Here is a 20,576-nt window from a genome sequence, read left to right on the forward strand (position 1 = left end):
AACTCGCGGTGAGGAGCGGGGGGATACGCCACGAACACGAGGATTTTTATCGCCGCCCGCCTCACCCTCGCGTACATGAACGCCGGTGGGGACTACGGCGGCGACGAACCGCGGGAGAAGTGCGGCGTCGTCGGCGTCTCGCTCGAGGACCGGGAGGCCGCGCGACCGCTGTACTACGCGCTGTACGCGCTCCAGCACCGCGGCCAGGAGTCGGCGGGGATCGTCACGCACGACGGGTTCCAACAGCACAGCCACGTCGAGCGCGGCCTCGTCGGCGACGCCTTCGAGGAGGGGGACCTCGCGTCGCTGTCGGGCGGCACCGGGATCGGCCACGTGCGCTACCCGACCGCCGGCAGCCTCGACAAGAGCTGCGCGCAGCCGTTCTCCGTCTCGTTCAAGTCCGGCTCGCTCGGGCTCTCGCACAACGGCAACCTCGTCAACGCCGACGAGGTGCGCGAGGAGCTGGCGGCCGCCGGCCACGCGTTCACCTCCGACGGCGACACCGAGGTGATCGCCCACGACCTCGCGCGGAACCTCCTCGAAGAGGACCTCGTGCGGGCGGTCAAGCACACGATGAACCGCATCCACGGCTCCTACTCGCTGGCGATCACCCACGACGACACCGTGCTGGGCGTCCGCGACCCGCTCGGCAACCGCCCGCTGTGTCTCGGGAAGTTCGACGGCGGCTACGTCCTCGCGAGCGAGTCCGCCGCCATCGACACGCTCGACGGCGAGCTGATCCGCGACGTGCGCCCCGGCGAGCTCGTCGTCCTCGACCCCGACGGCACCGGCTACGACACGTACCAGCTGGTCGAACGCGAGTCGACCGCCCACTGCTTCTTCGAACACGTCTACTTCGCCCGCCCCGACTCCGTCATCGACGAGAGCCTCGTGTACGAGGTGCGCCGGAAGCTCGGCCGGAAGCTCTGGGAAGAGTCCGCGGTCGAGTCCGACGTGGTGATGCCCGTGCCCGACTCCGGGCGCGCCTTCGCCTCCGGCTACGCGGACGCCGCGGCCGAGACGACCGCCGACGGCGAGCCCAGGGCGGCCGACGACGGCGGCGTGGAGTTCGCCGAGGGCCTGATGAAGAACCGGTACGTGGGCCGGACGTTCATCATGCCCACCCAGGACGAGCGCGAGCGCGCGGTCCGCCTGAAGCTGAACCCGATCCGCTCGACGGTGGAGGGGAAGTCGGTCACCATCATCGACGACTCCATCGTCCGCGGGACGACATCGACCCAGCTCGTCGAGCTGGTCCGCGAGGCGGGCGCCGAGGAGGTTCACCTCCGGATCGGCGCGCCGCCGATCCTCGCGCCCTGCTACTTCGGCATCGACATGGCGACCCGGGAGGAGCTGATCGCGGCCGACGCCTCGACCGAGGAGATCCGCGAGGAGGTCGGCGCCGACTCGCTGTCGTACCTCTCCATCGACGCAGTCGCGGAGGCGCTCGGCGAGAGCCGGGCCGACCTGTGTCTCGGCTGCGTCACCGGCGAGTATCCCTTCGACGTGGAGGGCGAAGCGACCGACCGCGACGTCGACGCGCCGGTCTCGGACCCGACGCCGGCCGACGATTAACGGCCGCGAACGCCCGGATTCGACGACCGGATCACGCCTCGAACGCTCGGTCGCGAGCCGCGCCTTTTCCAACGCGACCCCGCACACGTTCGGCGGCGGTCCGACCGCTCGGGACGTATCGGGGGCTTAAATACGATCACGGTTAGACGTGCGAGTATGACACGGAACGCCGACGCTGCCGAGGACGACGCCGCGTCGATGAGCCGCCGCGGGTTCTTCCGCGCCGGGGCCGCCGGCGCGGCGGTCGCCGCGGGCGTCGCCGCCGGAAGCGGCACCGCGGCCGCCCAGTACGACGGCTGGCTCGACGACGTGAGCAACTACGACGGTACCCACGACTACCGCGGGCAGAGCGAGGTCACCGTCTCGGTCGGCGCGGGCGAGAACGGCCTCCTGTTCGGTCCCGCCGCCATCCTGATCGACCCGGGCACGACGGTCGTCTGGGAGTGGACCGGTCGGGGCGGCGGCCACAACGTCGTCGCGGACGACGGCACCTTCGACAGCGGGTCGGCGGTCGCTGAGGAGGGGACCTCCTTCGAGTACACCTTCGACGACGCCGGCGACGGCGACGTGTTCAACTACTACTGCGGCCCGCACCAGTCCATCGGGATGAAGGGGTCCGTCGCGGTCGGCTCCGTCGACGACGACCTCGTCGATCCGCAGGCGGAGGGCGGCGACGGGGGCGACGGCGGCTCCGGAAGCGGCGGCGCAGCCGGCTACGGCGACTGGTTCTCGAACGTCGGCAACTACGAGGGGACGCGCGACCTCCGCGGGCAGAGCGAGGTCACCGTCTCGGTCGGCGCGGGCGAGAACGGCCTCCTGTTCGACCCGCCCGCAATCCTCGTCGACCCGGGAACGACGGTCGTCTGGGAGTGGACCGGCCGGGGCGGCGGCCACAACGTCGTCGAGGAGAACGGCGTCTTCGACAGCGGCTCGGCGGTGGCGGAGGAGGGCACCACCTTCGAGTACACCTTCGACGACGCCGGCGACGGCGACGTGTTCCGCTACGCCTGCGGCCCGCATCAGTCGGTCGGCATGAAAGGCGCCGTCGCGGTCGGCTCCGTCGACGACCAGCTCATCGGCGGCGAGGGCGGTTCCGGAAGCGGCGGCTCCGGTGGCGGGAGCGGACTCTCCGCGAGCGACATCGGGACGCTGGCGCTCGGCTTCGGCTTCGCCGGCGCGCTGCTCGTCCCGCTGTTCTACGCCGCCCATCAGAAGGCCGAGCGGAACGCGTAGCCGCCCCGATCTTCTCGTCGCGGTTTCGGTCAGTAGACGTGGTACAGCAGCAGGTACACGCCGATCCCCATCGTGAACGAGATCAGCCAGAGGACGGCGCCGACGAATCCGACCTGCGAGTGTCGCGTCTGATAGAGGTCCGCGTACGGGCGGGTCACGGCCAGGAAGAGCGCGTGAAAGACGAACGGGACGCAGACGATGGCCAGCAGGATGTGGACCGCGAGGAACGGGAGGTAGACGTACGAGTAGACGAGCTCCGGCCCGGGGAACTCGGTGGTGCCGACGTGGATCAGCCGGTAGAGGTACGCGCCGAGGAACGCGGCGAACAGCGCGAAGGAGGTCACCATGAAGTTCCGGTGCCGCTCGACGTTCCCCCGGGAGATCGCCCGCCAGCCGAGCAGGATCGTCGCGATGGCGGTGAGGGAGACGGCGGCGTTGAAGTGCGGGATCGCGGCGAGGACGGCGTCGCTCGCGCGCGGCAGCAGCGAACTCGGGATCACGCCGCCCACCGCGCCGAACACGAGCGCGAGGGCGACGACGGAGGCGACGGCGGTCAGGACGGAGACGTTCTCGCGGGCCCAGTCGGTCATGTCCGTGCGGTGGGACGCGACCCCCAAACCCGTGCCGGTTGCGGTCGACCCGTCGCGGCGGGGGCCGCCCGACAGTCTGCGAAACTCCGGCACGGCTCCCTCGAATGGAAGGGCTTTTAATCAGGGGAAAGGTAGGTGGAGACGCGACAGAACACCGCGAGCGTGGGTAGCCAAGCCAGGCCAACGGCGCAGCGTTGAGGGCGCTGTCCTGTAGAGGTCCGCCGGTTCAAATCCGGTCCCACGCATCGCTCGGGGCACACCCCCAACGATGCCGGTGTTGTCTCTACGACAGCACCCACGCACAATTCCTTTCGGACGTTATGCTGGGAGTGACGACTGTGCTCGGTTGTGACCGGTAACGCAACGGCTTCATTTATAGCCTCAAAGCTTCAGCCGCCTCCTTACGAGCGGCTGAATCGCTTCTACTATAGCATGTCCGCACCCCGGATATTCTGAAAAAATAGGCACAAGATATTTTCCCAGTATGTCACACGTTCCGAATATGCCCTCCCGCCGGAATTTCCTCGCAGGAGTGAGCGTCGTAGGTGCTGTCGGGGTGACAGGCTGCGTCAGTTCGGTCGACACAACGACAGGACGTGTTTTCGTGAAATCAATCAATGTCGAGGCGACCTCCTACGATGGGAACACGACCAGAATTGACCTACTCACCGTGCTGTTCGAACGCTTGGAAAATATCCTTCACGGGCAATATGATCCCGAATACGTAGGGTCTGCTTTTGACGACCGAACCGTTACCGTCTCCGACAGTCTCCATGAGAATCTGAAAAACCGGTTCGGGGACGTTCGGTATCTCGTTAACGTAGCTCCGGTTGGCGGAAATGAGAGGCCGGTCAATATGGCGGCCACACGGGCCGACTTCAACGAACTTTCCCTCGGCGGTCGTGCCACGGTCAGTACGAGATCCGGGGAGAAGGAGTTCCGCCATCTGCGAGTCCACGACACCGAACCACGAACTCAAGCGATATCTGAAAGTAATGTTAGATCCTTCGATCTCGAGTCAGCAATCGATTCCAACTGAGTAATTGCTGCCTGTATTGACTACTCACCGCCATTCGCTGACTTCCCACTACGTGTTGGCTCTGCGCTCTGTAGTCACCCGAGAGCTGAGGCCACGTCGCCGTTTGAGGATCTCAACAGAGCCGTCGGTCTCAGTTCGATCACTGGGACCTCCAAAGCCCCAGCCGCGAGGACTCGCGCGACTCGCTGTGCTCCTCAGTCGCTCGCTCCGCTCGCTCCTTGCGGTGCTTGCGTCGTCGTGCTTCGCCCTCGCGGCTGCCCCTTTGAGTCCCACCCAGGACCGCAGCCTCGCGCCTCCCCAGCCTCGTCGCTGGCACCCTCCGCTTCGCTCCGGGAGCCAGCGACTCCCTCGCGCGTGCTCCTCGCGACCGCCTTCGGCGGCCGCTCGCAGGCACGCGCCACCGCTCAGTCACTTATAATCAGCAGCAGCGGTCTGGACTCTCGTCGCTCGCGCGAACTGCCACCCTTTTAGTCGCGCGCCGTCGGAGTGAGGCGTAATGAGTACGGACGCGACCCCCGAGTACGACTACGAGGAACTGGGGCTCGTCGCCGGGCTGGAGATCCACCAGCAGCTCGACACGGAGACGAAGCTGTTCTGTGACTCCCCGACCGTCGAGCGCGACCCGGACGAGGCCGACCGGTCGATCACCCGCCAGCTCCACCCGACGAAGAGCGAACTGGGCGAACTCGACGACGCGGCGATGGAGGAGAGCCGGGTCGACCGCGAGTTCACCTACCTCGCGTACGACACCACCTGCCTCGTCGAGGAGGACGACGAGCCCCCACGCCGCGTCGACGGCGAGGCGCTATCGGTGGCGCTCCAGATCGCCGACCTGCTCGACCTCTCGGTTGTCGACCAGGCGCACGTCATGCGGAAGCTCGTCATCGACGGCTCGAACACCTCCGGCTTCCAGCGCTCCATTCTCTTGGGGCAGGACGGCGAGATAGAGACCGAGTCCGGCTCGGTGTCGGTCGTCGACCTCATGCTCGAAGAGGAGTCCGCGAAGCGCGTCGAGGAGACCGACGACGGCGTCGTCTACTCGCTCGACCGCCTCGGCGTCCCCCTCGTCGAGATCGGGACGGGTCCGGACATCCGCAGCCCCGAGGGCGCCCGGCAGGCCGCCGAGCGCATCGGCATGCTGCTCCGCTCGACGGGCGCGGTCAAGCGCGGGCTCGGCACGATCCGCCAGGACGTGAACGTCTCCATCGCGGACGGCGCCCGCGTCGAGGTGAAGGGGGTCCAGGACCTCCAAGGGATCGAGGACATCGTCCGCGGCGAGGTCGGGCGGCAGGCGGAGCTGCTCGAAATCCGCGATGAGCTCCGCGAGCGCGACGCGAGCGTCGGCGACGTCTCGGACGTGACCGACGTCTTCGCCGACACGGAGTCCGGGGTCATCCGCGGCGCGCTCGATTCGGGCGGGAAGGTGACCGCGGTCCCGCTGTTCGGCTTCGACGGCCTCGTCGGCCGCGAGATCCAGACGGACCGCCGGCTCGGCACGGAGCTGTCAGACCACGCGAAGCGCCACGGCGCCGGCGGCATCTTCCACACCGACGAGCTGCCCGCGTACGGCGTCACCGAGGCGGAGGTCGACGCGCTCCGCGACGCGGTGGGCGCGGGCGAGGGCGACGCGGTCGCCATCGTCGCGGCCGACCCGGAGACCGCCGACCTCGCGATCGAGGCGGCCGCGGACCGCGCCGAGACCGCGATCGAGGGCGTCCCGGAGGAGACCCGCGGCGCGAACGACGACGGGACCACGCGCTACCTCCGGCCGCTGCCGGGCGCGGCGCGCATGTACCCCGAGACGGACGTGCCCCCGGTCGAGCCGGACCCCTCCGACGTGGAGACGCCCGAGCTGCTCGACGAGAAGGCCGAGCGGTACGAGGCGGAGTTCGGCCTCGACGCCGGCCTCGCCGAGCAGGTCGCGTTCGGCCAGCGGTTCCCGCTGTTCGAGGCGGCCGTGGAGCGCGGCGTCGACCCGACCTTCGCGGCGTCGACGCTGGAGTCGACGACGACGGAGATCCGGCGCGACGGCGCGCCCGTGGAGAACCTCACCGACGACCACTTCCTCGCGCTGTTCGACCTCGTCGAGGGCGGCGACCTCGCGAAGGAGGGCGTCCCCGAGGTGCTGACGACGCTCGCCGAGGACCCCGACCTGACGGCGAGCGAGGCGGTCGAGGAGGCCGGGCTCTCCGGCGTGAGCGAGGCGGAGGTCCGCGAGGCCGTCGTCGAGGTCGTCGAGCGCAACGCCGATCAGGTCGAGGCCGAGGGGATGGGCGCGTTCTCCGGGCTGATGGGCGAGGCCATGGGCGCGCTCCGCGGGAAGGCGGACGGCGAGGTCGTCTCCGACGTGCTCCGCGAGGAGATCGGCAAGCGCACGTAGCGCGCTCGCCGCCGGTTAGGCCCGTTCTTTACGTGGCGGGAGCGCCTGTTTCCGTCCGAGAACTACAGATGGCTGACTCGTCTGCGGCCGACCCGTCCGACGACTCGCCCGAGCCGGGGAGCACGCCCGACCCGGCCGTCGCGAAGACACGCGGCGACCGCGTCTCGGACGCGACGAACTGGTTCATTTACGGCGTCGAACTGGCCGCGGCGGCGCTTTTCGCCCTGCTGTTCGGTATCGGTGTGATCGACCTCGCGATCCAGATCGCCGAGTCCGTCCCCACCGGCGCGATCACCGACCCGAACACGGTCATCGGCTTCATCGAGACCGGGCTGCTGCTCCTCATCATCGTCGAGGTGTACGAGACGGTCGTCGCCTACATCGAGCAGAGCGACACGCGCCGGATCGTCAGGCTGGTGATCTACACCGGGGTCATTGCGATGGTCCGGAAGGTGATCATCTTCCGCACCACGGAGTACTCGACGACGCAGGACGCGCTGTTCGCGGCGGTGTCGTACACGATCATCATCGGCGGCCTCGTGGCGCTGCTGTTCGTCGAGCGCTCGGTCGGCAACTCGCTGCTGTCCGATTGAGCGCCGGTACGGGGACCGCTGTCGCCGTCCGAGCGGGCCGTCAGTCCGTCAGCTCCTCGATCAGCGTGTCGACGTCGTACGTCGCCGGCGCGCGCGACTCGTCGCGGAGCGTCGCGATGGTGAACGTGGAGTTCGTGCGCTCGACCTGCGGGATCGCCTCGAAGTCGCTGATCAGCCGCTCGACGGTGTCCGACGAGGAGAGCCGCGCGAGGACGACGAAGTCCGTCTCGCCCATCGTGAAGAACGCCTCCGTGACGCCCTCGACCGCCAGCAGCCCCTCGGCGAACTCCTCGTAGGGGCCCTCGTAGCTGGCGAGCACCTCGACGATGACGGTGACGCCGAGGCCGAGCGCCTCGTGGTCGAGGTCGTACAGGTCGTTCTCGATGACGCCGGCCTCGCGCAGGTTGTTCAGCCGGTAGTGGATCGTCGACACCGGGATCCCGGTCTCCTCGTGGAGCCGCTCGGGGCTCCCGGTGCCGAGGTCGGAGATGGCCTTCAACAGCCGCACGTCGCGCTCGTCCATACCCCCGGATCGACCCCCGATCGGTTGTATATGTCGCCCGACAGGGTTGAAGTCTCCTCTAAGATCCGAACTCGGTTCGAGTGTCGAATCGAATCTGATTCGTATGTCTGATTCTTCATCCTAGATATTGGCTGTTTCGAGAGTATAATTTAACTACAGTCGCGTATTTTGAACGAGCAGCCAGTGAATCTCAGAAACTTCCTCTCTACTCCGGAATCGATTGTCGCCGCGTTCCTCCTCCTCGCGACGCTGTGGGGGACCTCCTTCGTCGCCATCGAGGCCGGCCTCCACTACTTCCCGCCGCTGCTGTTCGCGGGAGTCAGGTACGCCGTCGCGGGCGCGATCGTGCTCGGCTACGCCGCGGTCGCCGCGGACCGGTGGACGCCGCGGGGCCGCGACGAGTGGCTCGGCGTCGCCGTCGCGGGCACGTTCGTCATCGCGGCGTACCACGGGCTCCTCTACCTCGGCGAGATCCGGATCTCCGGCGCGGTCGCCGCGGTCGTCGTGAGCCTCTCTCCGGTCCTGACGGCGGTCTTCGCGGCCGCGTTCCTCCCGAACGAGCGCCTCGGCCCCGTCGAGATCGGCGGGTTCGCGCTCGGCGTCCTCGGGGTGGCCGTGGTCGCCGACCCGGCTGCGGCCGGGCTCGGCAGCGCGGCGGTCGTCGGCGTCGGTCTCGCGCTCGCGGGCGCGGTCGCCTTCTCGCTCGGCGCCGTCCTGCTGCGACCCCTCCGCACCGACCTGCCGATCGCCGCGCTTCAGGGGTGGGCGATGGTGATCGGGGCGGGCCAGCTCCTCGTCGCCGCCGCCGCGATCGGGGAGTCGCCCGCCGCGATCGTCTGGAACCAGACGTCGATCGCGTCGCTCGCGTACCTGACGGTGCTGTCCGGCGTTGTCGCGTTCCTCCTGTACTTCGCGCTGCTCGACGCGGTCGGCCCGTCGCAGCTCCACCTCGTCGGCTACGCGGAGCCCGTCGTCGCCGCGGTCGGCAGCTGGCTCCTGCTCGGCCACCTCGTCGACGCGTCGGCGCTGGTCGGCTTCGTCGCGATCCTCGCGGGCTTCCTCGTCTTGGAGCGCCGGGAGATCGCCGACTACGTCGGCGCCGACCGACTGACCGGATAGCGACCGGCCGAAAAGCTCCGCGCCGTCAGCGGGGATTCACTCTTCGATGTCCCGGCTCAGCCCCGCGCGGAGGTCGCGGCCGAAGTAGTGCCCGAGCAGCGCGAGCGCCAGCCCGACGCCCCCGCCGACCGCGACCAGCGGGAGCCCCCACTGCGAGAGGTAGTCGATCCCGATGGGCAGGAAGCCGACGCCGAGGACGCTCGTCACCGCGCTGGCCGCGCCCGCCGCGCCGCCGGCGATCCCGGTCTCGACGTACCGGCGCGTCGAGAGCACCAGACCGAGGAGGAACGCGGCGACGAACACGCCGCCCGCGGTGCCGATCGTCCCCCCGATGAGCGGGATCAGCCCGCCGACGAACACGCCGACCGCGACGGTCGCGAGCGCGAGCCCGAACGCCTTCGCCGAGAACCACCGGCCCGAGACGCCGACCCTGCCGGCGTCCCCGGCCTTCCCGGCGCTCCGTGCGCTCGGTTCGGCGGCCGCGGCGCCGCCGGCGTCGACGTCGGACGCCCCCTCGCCGCCGGTGAGGTCGTCGTCGAGGAGGTCGTCGAGGTCGTCCATCGGGTCGTCGTCGGACGACTCGCGCTCCTTGGAGGGTTGCATACCCGACCGTTCGGGCCAGCGGACTTGGCTTTTGTGCCGCGACGGCGGTCGGAACGTCCCCGACGACCGAGCGAAACGCCCGCGACGGCCCTCAGGAACCCCTCGACGGGCGGCCCGTGCGACGCGGTACCGTTCGCCGTTTCACCGGAAACGAGGTGTGGGGTCCGGCGTCAGTTCCGGTCAGACTCTCCGTCACCCGTCTCGGACCGCCGCCCGCCCCAGACGCGCTTGTCGACGAGCGACACCGTCATCGGGCGGTCGACCGCGATCTGACAGGAGAGCCGGGGGTAGCCGAACCGGTCGGCGAGCCGGTCGTGCCAGTGGTCGGCCGGCGGCCCGTCCCGGACGCGGACGCCGCAGGTGGCGCACAGCCCCCGCCCGCCGCAGTTGAGGCGGCGGGTCGCGGCCGCGTACGGCGACAGCCCGGCGTCGAGCAGGACTCGGCGGAGGTTCCGCCCGCGCTCCACGTCGAGGTCGACGCGCTCGTCGCCGTCGACGACGACGAGCGACACGGTCTCGGTCCCCGCCTCCGTTCGGTCGGCGCCGTCGCGGTCCACGTCGGTCATCGGAGGGCCTTCGCGCGCCGGACACAAAGCGTCGGGGACCCGACGCGGCGTTCGGGACCCGGAACGGCTTTCGGCGCGGCCGCCGGATCGGGACGCATGGACACGCGGCGCGCGCTGCTCGACGCCCTCGCGACGGACGACGGCCCGGTCTCCGGGCCCCCCCTCGCCGAGTCGCTCGACGTCTCCAGGGCGGCCGTCTGGAAGGCGGTCGAGGGGCTCCGCGAGGAGGGGTTCGCGGTCGAGTCGACGCCGGACGGATACGTCGCGCCCGACGACCCGGGCTACTCCGGGCCGGGCATCGCGTTCGGGCTCGACGCCCCTTACTCGGTTGAGTACCACGACCGGGTCGGGTCGACGAACGAGCGGGCCCGCGAGCTCGCGGGAGAGGGCGCCACGGACGTGGCGGTGGTCGCCGACGAGCAGACGGGGAGCCGGGGGCGCCTCGACCGCGAGTGGGTGGCGCCGAGCGGCGGCGTCTGGCTGTCGGTCCTGACCCGCCCCGACGTGCCGACCGCGCGGGCGCCGCTCTTCACCCTCGCGGCCGCGGTCGCGACGACCGACGCCGCCCGGCAGGCCGGCGTCGACGCGCGGATCAAGTGGCCGAACGACGTGCTGGTCGGCGACGAGGCGAACGAGGGAAGCGCCGTCGCGTCGGACCCCGGCGGCCGCGGCGGCCGGAAGCTGGCGGGGATCCTCACGGAGATGGAGGGGGAGGCCGACCGCGTGGGCTGGCTCGTCGTCGGCGTCGGCGTCAACGCCAACCTCGAACCCGAGACGCTGCCCGCGGGCGCGACGTCGCTGTCGACCGAGCGCGGCGACCCGGTCGACCGGCGGCGGTTCGCCGCGACGCTGCTCGAACGCTACGCGGAACTCACCGCGTCGCCCGGGGCGCTCGACGGCGTCCTCCCGGCGTGGCGCGAGCGGGCGAGCACGCTCGGGCGGCGGGTCCGCGTCGAGGCCGCCGACGGCGTCGTGGAGGGCACCGCCGTCGACGTCGCCGAGCCGGGCGCGCTCGTGATCGATACCGACGAGGGGCGGCGGCGCGTCCACGCGGGCGACTGCGAACACCTCCGCGACGCGGAGTGAGGCGGGCGACGAGGCCCGAGCCTCCTCCCTATCCGGTCTCCGTCGCGTCCGAGACCGGCCCCTCGGCGTCGGTCCCGGCCGTCTCGCCCGCCGTCGCCGACTCGGCGGCGCTCGGCGGCTCCTCCCCGTCGCCGATCCGGACCGTCAACACCGGGACCGACGAGCCCCGCACGACCTTCTCCGCGACGCTGCCGAGGAGCAGCCGGTCGATGCCGCCGCGGCCGTGGGTTCCCATCACGACGAGGTCACAGCCCGCCTCCTCGGCGTGGGTGATGATCTCGCGGCTGGGCGACCCCTCGACGACCGCCGTCTCCACGTCCACGTCGCGGTCGGCGGCCAGTTCGCGGACCGTTTCGAGCGCCGCCTCCCCGTCGTCGTACAGCAGGTCGCCGACGCCCTCCCAGGTCGTCTCCATCGGCATCCCGGCGTACCGCGCGGTGTCGACCACGTAGATGGCGCGGACCGAGGCCCCGTGGACCGCGGCGAGGTCGAGCGCGTGGCACACCGCCAGCTCCCCCTCCGAGGAGCCGTCGGTCGGGACCAGGATCCGGTCGTATAGGGGCATGTTCACATGACTCATATCGCCGACGACGGATAACCTTTTGCGGTTCTTGCCGGTTTCTCGCCGTCGCCCCCGCCCCGGCCGCGACGGGGCGCGCGTTTATGCTCCGTCCCGTCGAGGGGACGGTATGTCCGACGAGATCACCCTCTCCCGGCTCGAACCGACGCTCGAAGACCACGCGTACCCCGCCGAGCGAGACGCGCTCGCCGAGGCGTTCGCCGGCACCACCGTGCTGTTCGCGGACGGCGACGCCGACCTCGGCGACCTCCTCGCCGACGTCAACCAAGATACGTTCGAGAGCGCCGACGACGCGCACGCCGCGCTCCAGAACGTCCTCCCCATCGAGGCGCTCGGGGAACCGGGCCAGTCCGACGGCGACGCCTGACGGGGCCCGCTTTGCCGCTCGCTCCTCACCGCTTCGCACGCCGCGGCCACTCCTCACCGCTTCGCACGCCGCGGCCACTCCTCACCGCTTCGCACGCCGCGGCCCCTCGTCATCGCGTCCCACGCCACGGCGCGTCTCGCATCGCTTTTCACCGCGGATCGCGGACTGGCGGTAATGAGTTACCGGATCGGTCTCGTCGGCAAGCCCTCGGTGGGGAAGTCGACGTTCTTCAACGCCGCGACCATGAACGACGTGCCGGAGGGCGCGTACCCGTTCACCACCATCGACCCGACCGTCGGCGAGGCGTACGTCCGCGTCGACTGCGCCGCCCCCGAGTTCGACGAGACGTGTACGCCGAGCGTCGGCGTCTGCCGCGAGGGGACGCGGTTCGTCCCCGTGAAGCTCGTCGACGTGGCCGGGCTCGTCCCGGGCGCCCACGAGGGGCGCGGGCTCGGCAACCAGTTCCTCAGCGATCTCAACGAGACCGACGTGCTGATCCACGTCGTCGACTTCTCGGGGAAGACCGACATCGAGGGCGAGGCGACGGAGGGCCACGACCCCCGCGAGGACATCGACTTCTTGGAGGAGGAGCTCGACGCGTGGTACCTCGACGTGTTAGAGAAGGGCCTCGAGAAGTACGAGACGCGGTACCAGGGCGCCGACGCCGCCGTCGAGGAGGAGCTCGCCGAGCAGATGTCCGCGTTCGGCACGGACAAAGACCGGATGAAGCGGACCATCCTCGCGCAGGGGCTCGAACTCGATCCGGAGACGTGGGACGAGACGGACCGGATCGAACTGGCCCGCGAAATCCGCAAGCGGACGAAGCCGATGGTGATCGCCGCCAACAAGATGGACACCCCCGAGGCGCAGGCGAACTGGGAGGCGATCACCTCGGACCCCGACTACGACCACCTCTCCTTCGTCCCCGCGAGCGCCCACGCCGAGAAGGCGCTGAAGAACGCCGACGAGGCGGGCGTCGTCGACTACACGCCCGGCGAGGACGAGTTCGAGATCGTCGGCGACGTCTCCGGCGAGCAGGCGGCCGGCCTCGATCAGATCGCCGACTTCGTCGGCGAGTACGACGGCACGGGCGTTCAGGGCGCGCTCGAAGCGGCCGTCTTCGACGTGCTGGGCTGTATCGCGGTCTTCCCCGGCTCCGCCAACGGGAGTAAAGACGAGAAGGGGGTCTTCCGCGACTGCTTCATCCTCCCCGAGGGCGCCACGACCGAGGACTTCGCGTACCACATCCACTCCGACATCGGCGAGGGGCTCCTCCACGGCACCGACTGCCGGAGCGGCCGGCAGGTCGGGACCGACCGCGAGCTCTCCCACCGCGACGTGATCGAACTGGTCTCGACGAAGCAGGCGGCGCCGTAGTCGCCCCGCGCCGCCGGCCCACCCGCCGCCCCGATCAGCTATTACCCGCCGGGGTCCAACCGGACCCATGGAACGGACCGTCACGGTCGAACCCGAGGCCGGCCTCCACGCGCGCCCCGCCTCGAAGCTGGTACAGACGGCGAACCGATTCGACGCCGACGTGTCGATCGGTCGCGCCGACGACGGCGACGACGGCCTCGTCCGCGCCGACAGCATGCTCTCCGTCAGCGGCCTGAACGTCGAACACGGCGAGTCGGTCCGCGTCGTCGCCGAGGGGCCCGACGCCGAGGCGGCGCTCGACGCCGTCTGCGTCCTGCTCACGAGTCCGGTCGAGGAGGCGGAGGAGGAGACGGACGGCGGCGACGCGGAGGACGCCCCGTGAGGACGCTCGCCGGCGTCGGCAGCACGCCGCGTACGGGAGTCGGGACGGCGCGCTGGTACCGGCCCGAGGCCGACCTGTCGCTCCCCGACCGCCCGGACCCGGACGCCGTCGACGCCGAGGCGGAACTCGACAGGTACGAGGCTGCCCGCGACGCCGTGCGGAGAGATCTCCGGGGCGCCCGCGACCGGACGGCCGAGCGCGTCGGCGAGGAGGAGGCCGCGGTGTTCGAGGCCCACGAGGGGTTCCTCGACGACCCGACGATAGTCGAGGACGTCGAGGCCGCGATCCGCGGGGGGACGCCCGCGGAACACGCCGTCGCGGACCGGTTCGACGAGGCCGTCGCGCAGTTCGAGGGGATGGAGGGCCGGATGGCCGAGCGCGCCGACGACCTGCGCGACGTCCGCGACCGGCTGCTCCGCGCGCTCCTCGCCGGAGACGCGGAGGCGTCGGCCGCCACGGACCTCGCGGCCCTCCCTGACGGGACGGTCCTGCTCGCGGAGCGGCTCACGCCGAGCGACACCGCCGCGCTCGACCCCGACGCGGTCGCCGGGATCGCGACGGTCGAGGGTGGTCGTACCTCCCACGCCGCGATCATCGCGCGGTCGCTCGCGGTCCCCGCGGTCGTCGGCGTCGGCGAGAGCCTCGAATCGATCGGCGACGGGGAGACGGTCCTCGTCGACGGCGAGGCCGGCGAGGTCGTCGTCGACCCCGACGAGGCCCGCCGCGACGCGGTTCGGGAGTTCGGTCCGGACGCGATCCTCGAACGCGTCGAGACGGCCGACGGCCGGCCGGTCGAGGTCGCCGCGAACGTGGGCGGCGAGGCCGAGCTGGCGCCGGCCGCCGAGCGCGGCGCGGACGGGGTCGGGCTGTTCCGGACGGAGTTCCTCTTCGTCGACCGCGAGTCGCCGCCGACCGAGGACGAGCAGTACGAGGCCGTGACGGCCGCGCTGTCGGCGTTCCCCGACGACCGCGTCGTGGTCCGGACGCTCGACGTGGGCGGCGACAAACCGATTCCGTACCTCGACCTTTCCGACGAGGAGAACCCGTTCCTCGGGCGGCGCGGGGTCCGGCTGTCGCTCGACGAGCACGCGGCCCTCTTCGAGACGCAGCTCCGCGCGCTGCTGCGCGCCGCGGCGACCGAGGATGGCGACGGGCTCGCCGTCATGTTCCCGCTCGTCACGCGCGTCGAGGAGGTCGAGCGCGCGGTCGACGCGGTCGAGTCGGTCGCGGCCGACCTCGCGAGCGAGGGCGTCGCCCACGCGGTGCCCGAACTGGGCGCGATGGTCGAGACGCCGGCCGCGGCGTTCCTCGCGGACGCGCTCGCCGACCGACTCGACTTCCTGAGCGTCGGGACGAACGACCTCGCTCAGTACGTGATGGCGGCCGACCGCGGCAACGACGCCGTCGCCGACTATCACGACCCGCTCCACCCGGCGGTGCTGCGCGCGCTCGACCGCACGACGGCGGCCGCCGAGGGGAGCGACATCTGGGTCGGGATGTGCGGCGAGATGGCCGGCGACCCGGCGCTGACGGAACTGCTCGTCGGGCTCGGCTTCGACGAGCTCAGCATGAGCGCGGTGACGGTGCCCGAGGTGAAGGCGCGCGTCCGCGAGGTCGACGCCGACGCCGCGGCGTCGCTCGCGAACGAGGCGCTCGCCTGCGAGACGCGCGGCGAGGTGCTGGACGTGCTGGGGATCGACGACCGCGACGCGTAGGCGACTCCGAAAAACGAGGCGGCGCCGCCCCTACAGCTTCTCGATGTCCCGGGCGGCCTCCGCCTGCTCGCGCACGGAGTTGACCGTGGCCGAGGGATCCGTCGCAGCGACCGCCGCGTTGACGGCGCCTTCGAGGACGGGCGCGTCCGCGATGACGGCCTCCGCGTCGCTCAGCTCGACGGCGACGTCCGCGTTCATCACCGCGCTGCCCAGGTCGACGAGGACGACGACGCCGTCCGCGTCGCCTTCGTCCTCCTCGCCCCCGACCGCGTCGCTCCCGTCCTCGGAACCGGCCGCGGCGTCGATCGCCGCCTCGATCGCGTCGGGGACGGTGCCGATCCCGCCCTTCCCGTCGCCGCCGACCGGCTCGATCCTGGTGTCGCCCGCCATCTCGGCGGCGATCTCGGCGATCCCCGCCGCGGCGCGCTCGCTGTGCGAGACGACGACGATCCCGACCATCAGTCGTCCTCCGAGCCCCCCGCGTCGTCGGGGTCCTCGTCCGGGATCGTCGGCGAGGCGGCGTCGGGCTCCGGAACCTCGACGCCGAGCCGGTCGGCGGCCACCGCGAGCAGCTCTTCGAGGATGAACAGGGTGCTCGTCGCGCCCGGGTCCTGGTGCCCGACCGAGCGCCAGCCGAGGTAGGAGGCGCGGCCCTTCCGCGCCCGGATCGGGACGGTGAACGCGACGCCGCGCTCGGCGGCGTCGACCGCCTTCGCGAGCGCCTCGATGGGCGGGAGATCGTCGACTTCGATCGACTTCTTGAACGTGTGGACGGCGGGCGTCAGCGCGTCCACCATCGTCTGGTCGCCGACGCGCGCGTCGCCGCGGTCCTCGACCTTCTCCAGGTACGTCTCGGCGAACGCGACCGCCGTTTCGGGGGTGATCCCGCCGTCGAGCTCGCCCGCCGCGAACACGAGCGACCCGCCGAACAGCGGGCCGGAGGCGCCGCCGACCTCGCTCATCAGCGTCTTGCCGACCGTCTTCGCGACGGTCTCGGCGTCCGGGTCGTCGAGGTCGCGCGCGGCGTCGGCCGCCTCGGCCCACCCGCGCGCCATGTTTCCGCCGTGGTCGGCGTCGCCGATGGCGGAGTCCAGCTGGGTGAGGTGGTCGCGCTCGGCCTCGATGCGCTCGGCGACGGCCTCGACGGCCGCGACGACCGCCGCCCCGTCGTCGCTCATTTCTTCGTCAGCGCCGGGGTGTCGGCCGGCGCGTCGAACAGCTCCTTCAGTTCGTCGTCGACCGCGCACACCGTGATCGACGCGCCCGCCATGTCCAGCGAGGTCATGTAGTCGCCGACCCACGCGTCGTACGTCTCCAGGCCGCGCTCGCCGAGCAGCTCTTGGAGCCGGCGATTGACGACGAACAGTTCCATCTGCGGGGTGGCGCCCATCCCGTTGACGATCGTGAGCACTTCCTGTCCCTCGTCGAGGTCGAGGTCGTCGAGGACCGCCTCAGTCAGGTGCTCGGTGATCTCGTCGGCCGACATCACGTCCGTGCGCTCCGTCCCCGGCTCGCCGTGGATCCCGATGCCGAGTTCGATCTCGTCGTCGCCCAGGTCGAAGGTGGGCTCGCCCTTCTCCGGGGTGACACAGGAGGTGAGCGCGGTGCCCATCGTGCCGACGTTGTCGACCACCTTTTCGGCGACGCGCTTGACCTCGCTCAGGTCGGCGCCCTGCGCGGCCTTCGCGCCGGCGGCCTTGTGGACGAGGATCGTCCCGCAGACGCCGCGGCGCCCGGAGGTGTACAGCGAGTCCTCGACCGCCACGTCGTCGTTCACCACGACGCTCTCGACCTCGACGCCCTCCATCTCCGCGAGCTCGATGGCGGTCTCGAAGTTCATCACGTCGCCCTCGTAGTTCTTGATGATCGCGAGGACGCCGTCGCCCGCGTCGCAGGCGCCGATCAGTTCCTCGAACTCGTCGGCCGTCGGCGAGGAGAACACGTCGCCCGCGGCCGCCCCGTCGAGCATGCCGTCGCCGACGTACCCCGCGTGGGTCGGCTCGTGGCCGCTGCCGCCCCCGGTCACCAGCGCCACCTTCCCCTCGACCGGCCCGTCGTCGCGGACGAGCACCTGCGTGTCCGGCAGGCGTCGCAGGCGGTCGGGATACGCCGCCGTCATCCCGTCCAGCATCTCGTCGACGACGCCGTCCGGGTCGTTGATCAGCTTCTTCATGATCGTTGGTACCGACTCACTCGGTTCGCATAAGCGTAGTGGCCCTCAGCGCCGCCGTGCCTCCCGTCGAGCGGTCAGTTGGGTTCCAGTTCGCGGGTGCCGCACTCGCGACACCGTGCGACCCCGGCGTTGGTCCGGTCGGGCACGCGGAACTCGTGGCCGTTCTCGCAGACGCCGCCGTCGTCGAACGGCTCGGTCGCCGGCTCGATGTCGGTCGACTCGCAGGCCGGGCAGCCGAACGCGCCGTGGCCCAACTGTGTCGGCTCTTCGAAGTAGTGCCCCCTCCGGCAGCGCCCGCCGTCCTCGACGCCGTCCGTGCCCGGCGCGACGTTCTTGACGTTACACTTCGGGCAGTAGTACGTCCCGTCACCGGCTTGCTTCGGCGACGCGAAGTAGTGGCCGTTCGCACAGCTGCCCCCGCGGTCGAACGGATTCATGCCTCGGCCGACGGAGAACTGCGTGTAAACCCCTGTGGTCGGGATCGTTCCGGGATTCCGAAACGAGAGCCGCGGCGTGGGCCCGACCTCCTGCCGTGGCTTTCACCGGCCATCCACGGCTCGCGCCTGTCACGCTCCCTCCGTCGTCGACGTCGCGGTCACCCCGACCGAGCGCTGCTGCTCGACAGCGCGTACTCAGAGGTGGCAGGGACCTCGCCGATACCACCGACGAAACGCCGGCGAGGGGGAGATCGACACCCGACGAGTTACGACACCGCGTCGCGGACCGCGCTCGGGACGTCCGCCCGGTCGACCTCCCGAACCGACGAGATGTCGGGGTCGCTCTCCCCGTACTTGTACCCCGACCCGGTCAGTATCACGGCGACGTCGTCGTCGGGACCGAACTCGCCGGCCGCGGCGAGGTCCCGCACGGCGGCCGTGGCCACGGCGCACGACGGCTCGACCGAAACGCCGGCGTCGGCCGCGAGGCGGTCTCTCTCGGCGAGCATCGCCTCCTCGGGGACGGAGACGACGCCGCCGTCCGTCTCCGCGACGGCGGCCAGCGCCCGGTTCCCGCTCGGCGGATCTGCGTTGTTGATCGAGACGGCCGCCGTCGGCTCTCCCGTGACCGGCTCGACGCGCGACGCCCCGCGCCGGTACGCCTGCGCGATCGGGTCGCAGCGCGCGGCCTGCGCGAGGTAGATCCGCGGCGTCGTCGCGAGTAGCCCCGCCGCGTTCAGTTCCCGGAGCGCCTTCCAGACACCGCTCGCCTGCCCGCCGCTGCTGACCGGTAAGACGATCGCGTCGGGGGCGTCGGGCGCGAACGCCTCGCAGATCTCGTACGCGACGGTCTTCTGTCCGGCCACTCGGAGCGGGGCGTCCGAGTTGAGGAACGCGGCGCCGAGGTCGTGTTCGAGGGTGTCGTGGTAGAGCCGCCCGTACTCACCGTGGACCCGGAACAGGTGCGGGTCGTGTTGGGCGATCATCGCGAGCCGGGCGTCGGGGGTGTCCTCGGCCACGAGGATGACGGCCTCCCGGTCCGCCGCGGCGGCGTGGGCGGCGACGCTCAGCGCCATGTTGCCGTGCGAGACCGTCCCGACCGGGCCGTCGACCCGACTGACCCCGACGGCCGTGCCGCGGTCCTTGAAGCTCCCCGTCGGATTGACGCCCTCCACCTTGAGGTGGACCCGAGGGCCGCCCGTCGATTCGATCGACGGCGCACGGAACAGCGGCGTCCCGCCCGCGGCGGCGGCGAACCCGGTCTGCGTCGTCGCGGGGAGCACGGACTCGTATCGCCAGAGCGTGTCTCGACCGAGCGAACCGTCGCTCGCGTCGGGCCAGTCGAACGCCGCCGCGTCGGTCTCGAACCAGAGCGGCTCGCCGCAGCGACAGCGGGTCGCGTCTCCGAACGGGTACGTCTCCCCGCAGTCGTAACACGTCAACTGCTCCATACCCCTCTCTCACGGGCGGTGTACAAATGATTGGTTACGGCGGTCGACTGCGGGTACCGGTCGGCGTACTCTCGGATGCGACGCCAATCGTGGACCTTCGAAATGGATCCGGATACACGCCATCGCGCTAATTCCGTGAGAGCTATTTAGTCGTGGGTTCCGTGTGTCGTGTATCTGAGTCGACTACTTCCGGCCTATTCATCTAATTTTCTCCCCTGATATTCGTGCCAGTAAGTACATAAGGCAGGTCCATCTTATCTACGGTAACCAGCAACCGATCTGAACGAGTATCTGGTCGGATCAGGCATCGACGACGATGCCTAGGCGTCAGATATCCCGTTCGTCGGTGGCCGCTGGGTTCAAACAATGAAACCAAGGAACCAATCCAACACAGAGGATAGGGCGGTCAGTCCTGTCATCGGTGTTATACTCATGGTCGCAATTACCGTCATCCTGGCGGCCGTCATCGGGACGTTCGTCCTCGGACTCGGTGACCAGTTAGGTGACACCGCGCCTCAAGCAACGTTTACAATTGATAGTAATACCTCGAACACGATCAATATAACCAAGACTGGCGGGCAATCTCTTGAAGGAGGTGACTTAGTGCTCTCTGTTGACGGTGAGAGAGTGAATGAGTCCATTGGTGGAGGGACTTGGCAGACTGGTGAACAGAGAGAAATATCGAGTAGTTCCAACTTCCCGGGTGGCGAGGCTGTCGTTCGAGTAATTCACGACCCAAGTGGAAACGCAATCTTCGAGCGGACATACGACTTCAACTGAGCAAGCA

The 20,576-nt window shown here is 70.2% G+C and carries 22 protein-coding genes and 1 tRNA gene; 13 read left to right on the top strand and 10 right to left on the bottom strand.

What is annotated here, in order from left to right; all coding sequences use genetic code 11:
• Positions 1-75 precede the first annotated feature (75 nt).
• Positions 76-1,575, top strand: coding sequence for an amidophosphoribosyltransferase (gene purF / locus DVK05_RS14270; protein ID WP_121564388.1), 1,500 nt, complete (start codon positions 76-78; stop codon positions 1,573-1,575).
• A 156-nt stretch (positions 1,576-1,731) separates the two neighbouring features.
• Positions 1,732-2,808 carry a halocyanin domain-containing protein gene (locus DVK05_RS14275; protein WP_121564390.1) on the top strand — a complete coding sequence of 359 codons (1,077 nt, stop codon included), beginning with the start codon at positions 1,732-1,734 and terminating at the stop codon, positions 2,806-2,808.
• 29 nt (positions 2,809-2,837) lie between these two features.
• Here the strand turns inward: DVK05_RS14275 and DVK05_RS14280 are convergent, their stop codons facing one another.
• Positions 2,838-3,398 carry a DUF420 domain-containing protein gene (locus DVK05_RS14280; protein ID WP_121564392.1) on the bottom strand — a complete coding sequence of 187 codons (561 nt, stop codon included), beginning with the start codon at positions 3,396-3,398 and terminating at the stop codon, positions 2,838-2,840.
• Positions 3,399-3,558: 160 nt separating this feature from the next.
• Here DVK05_RS14280 and DVK05_RS14285 point away from each other — a divergent pair.
• The 4 genes from DVK05_RS14285 (at position 3,559) to DVK05_RS14305 (ending at position 7,410) form a co-directional block, all read left to right on the top strand.
• Positions 3,559-3,643, top strand: a tRNA-Leu gene (locus DVK05_RS14285).
• A 257-nt stretch (positions 3,644-3,900) separates the two neighbouring features.
• The gene (locus DVK05_RS16975) at positions 3,901-4,437 is read left to right on the top strand and encodes a twin-arginine translocation signal domain-containing protein (RefSeq protein WP_158598865.1); all 537 of its coding nucleotides are present in this window, start codon (positions 3,901-3,903) and stop codon (positions 4,435-4,437) included.
• Positions 4,438-4,933: 496 nt separating this feature from the next.
• Complete coding sequence (gene gatE, locus DVK05_RS14300; RefSeq protein ID WP_121564396.1) at positions 4,934-6,817, top strand: Glu-tRNA(Gln) amidotransferase subunit GatE; 1,884 nt, start codon at positions 4,934-4,936, stop codon at positions 6,815-6,817.
• A 68-nt stretch (positions 6,818-6,885) separates the two neighbouring features.
• Positions 6,886-7,410, top strand: a complete 525-nt coding sequence (locus DVK05_RS14305) for a phosphate-starvation-inducible PsiE family protein (RefSeq protein ID WP_121564398.1) — start codon at positions 6,886-6,888, stop codon at positions 7,408-7,410.
• A gap of 40 nt (positions 7,411-7,450) precedes the next feature.
• Here the strand turns inward: DVK05_RS14305 and DVK05_RS14310 are convergent, their stop codons facing one another.
• On the bottom strand, positions 7,451-7,933 hold the full coding sequence (locus tag DVK05_RS14310) for an Lrp/AsnC family transcriptional regulator (protein WP_121564400.1): 483 nt from the start codon (positions 7,931-7,933) through the stop codon (positions 7,451-7,453).
• 183 nt (positions 7,934-8,116) lie between these two features.
• Here DVK05_RS14310 and DVK05_RS14315 point away from each other — a divergent pair, with 183 nt between their 5' ends.
• On the top strand, positions 8,117-9,052 hold the full coding sequence (locus DVK05_RS14315) for a DMT family transporter (protein WP_121564402.1): 936 nt from the start codon (positions 8,117-8,119) through the stop codon (positions 9,050-9,052).
• A 36-nt stretch (positions 9,053-9,088) separates the two neighbouring features.
• Here the strand turns inward: DVK05_RS14315 and DVK05_RS14320 are convergent, their stop codons facing one another.
• Both DVK05_RS14320 and DVK05_RS14325 read right to left on the bottom strand, forming a co-directional pair.
• Positions 9,089-9,655, bottom strand: a complete 567-nt coding sequence (locus tag DVK05_RS14320) for a hypothetical protein (protein ID WP_121564404.1) — start codon at positions 9,653-9,655, stop codon at positions 9,089-9,091.
• A 170-nt stretch (positions 9,656-9,825) separates the two neighbouring features.
• A complete protein-coding gene (locus tag DVK05_RS14325; protein WP_121564406.1) occupies positions 9,826-10,221 on the bottom strand; it encodes a 2Fe-2S iron-sulfur cluster-binding protein in 396 nt (131 codons plus the stop codon).
• A 96-nt stretch (positions 10,222-10,317) separates the two neighbouring features.
• On the opposite strand from DVK05_RS14325, the gene DVK05_RS14330 reads away from it, so the two are divergent.
• On the top strand, positions 10,318-11,307 hold the full coding sequence (locus DVK05_RS14330; protein WP_121564408.1) for a biotin--[acetyl-CoA-carboxylase] ligase: 990 nt from the start codon (positions 10,318-10,320) through the stop codon (positions 11,305-11,307).
• A gap of 28 nt (positions 11,308-11,335) precedes the next feature.
• Here the strand turns inward: DVK05_RS14330 and DVK05_RS14335 are convergent, their stop codons facing one another.
• Positions 11,336-11,872, bottom strand: a complete 537-nt coding sequence (locus tag DVK05_RS14335; RefSeq protein WP_121564716.1) for a universal stress protein — start codon at positions 11,870-11,872, stop codon at positions 11,336-11,338.
• A 124-nt stretch (positions 11,873-11,996) separates the two neighbouring features.
• Between DVK05_RS14335 and DVK05_RS14340 the strand changes: the two genes are divergently transcribed.
• The 4 genes from DVK05_RS14340 to ptsP all read left to right on the top strand — a co-directional run bounded on the left by DVK05_RS14340 (position 11,997) and on the right by ptsP (position 15,728).
• Positions 11,997-12,254, top strand: coding sequence for a hypothetical protein (locus tag DVK05_RS14340; protein WP_121564410.1), 258 nt, complete (start codon positions 11,997-11,999; stop codon positions 12,252-12,254).
• A gap of 174 nt (positions 12,255-12,428) precedes the next feature.
• Entirely contained in the window at positions 12,429-13,631 is a 1,203-nt protein-coding gene (locus DVK05_RS14345; RefSeq protein WP_121564412.1) for a redox-regulated ATPase YchF, read from the top strand.
• Between the two features lie 67 nt (positions 13,632-13,698).
• Complete coding sequence (locus DVK05_RS14350; protein WP_121564414.1) at positions 13,699-14,013, top strand: HPr family phosphocarrier protein; 315 nt, start codon at positions 13,699-13,701, stop codon at positions 14,011-14,013.
• On the top strand, positions 14,010-15,728 hold the full coding sequence (gene ptsP, locus DVK05_RS14355) for a phosphoenolpyruvate--protein phosphotransferase (RefSeq protein WP_121564416.1): 1,719 nt from the start codon (positions 14,010-14,012) through the stop codon (positions 15,726-15,728). Before DVK05_RS14350 ends, ptsP begins: the two co-directional genes overlap by 4 nt.
• 30 nt (positions 15,729-15,758) lie before the next feature.
• Here ptsP and DVK05_RS14360 read toward each other — a convergent pair whose 3' ends face one another.
• The 5 genes from DVK05_RS14360 to DVK05_RS14380 form a co-directional block, all read right to left on the bottom strand.
• Entirely contained in the window at positions 15,759-16,187 is a 429-nt protein-coding gene (locus DVK05_RS14360; RefSeq protein ID WP_121564418.1) for a PTS mannose transporter subunit IID, read from the bottom strand.
• Positions 16,187-16,906, bottom strand: coding sequence for a dihydroxyacetone kinase subunit DhaL (dhaL, locus tag DVK05_RS14365; protein ID WP_121564420.1), 720 nt, complete (start codon positions 16,904-16,906; stop codon positions 16,187-16,189). The genes DVK05_RS14360 and dhaL overlap by 1 nt, the downstream gene beginning before the upstream one ends.
• The gene (gene dhaK, locus DVK05_RS14370) at positions 16,903-17,901 is read right to left on the bottom strand and encodes a dihydroxyacetone kinase subunit DhaK (RefSeq protein WP_121564422.1); all 999 of its coding nucleotides are present in this window, start codon (positions 17,899-17,901) and stop codon (positions 16,903-16,905) included. The genes dhaL and dhaK overlap by 4 nt, the downstream gene beginning before the upstream one ends.
• 74 nt (positions 17,902-17,975) lie before the next feature.
• Positions 17,976-18,338, bottom strand: a complete 363-nt coding sequence (locus tag DVK05_RS14375) for a hypothetical protein (protein WP_121564424.1) — start codon at positions 18,336-18,338, stop codon at positions 17,976-17,978.
• Positions 18,339-18,604: 266 nt separating this feature from the next.
• On the bottom strand, positions 18,605-19,789 hold the full coding sequence (locus DVK05_RS14380) for a pyridoxal-phosphate dependent enzyme (RefSeq protein ID WP_121564427.1): 1,185 nt from the start codon (positions 19,787-19,789) through the stop codon (positions 18,605-18,607).
• A gap of 366 nt (positions 19,790-20,155) precedes the next feature.
• Between DVK05_RS14380 and DVK05_RS14385 the strand changes: the two genes are divergently transcribed.
• A complete protein-coding gene (locus DVK05_RS14385; protein ID WP_121564429.1) occupies positions 20,156-20,569 on the top strand; it encodes a type IV pilin in 414 nt (137 codons plus the stop codon).
• The last annotated feature ends 7 nt before the right edge of the window (positions 20,570-20,576 follow it).

Source organism: Halorubrum sp. Atlit-8R, assembly GCF_003666025.1.
Classification (GTDB): Archaea; Halobacteriota; Halobacteria; order Halobacteriales; family Haloferacaceae; genus Halorubrum; species Halorubrum salinarum.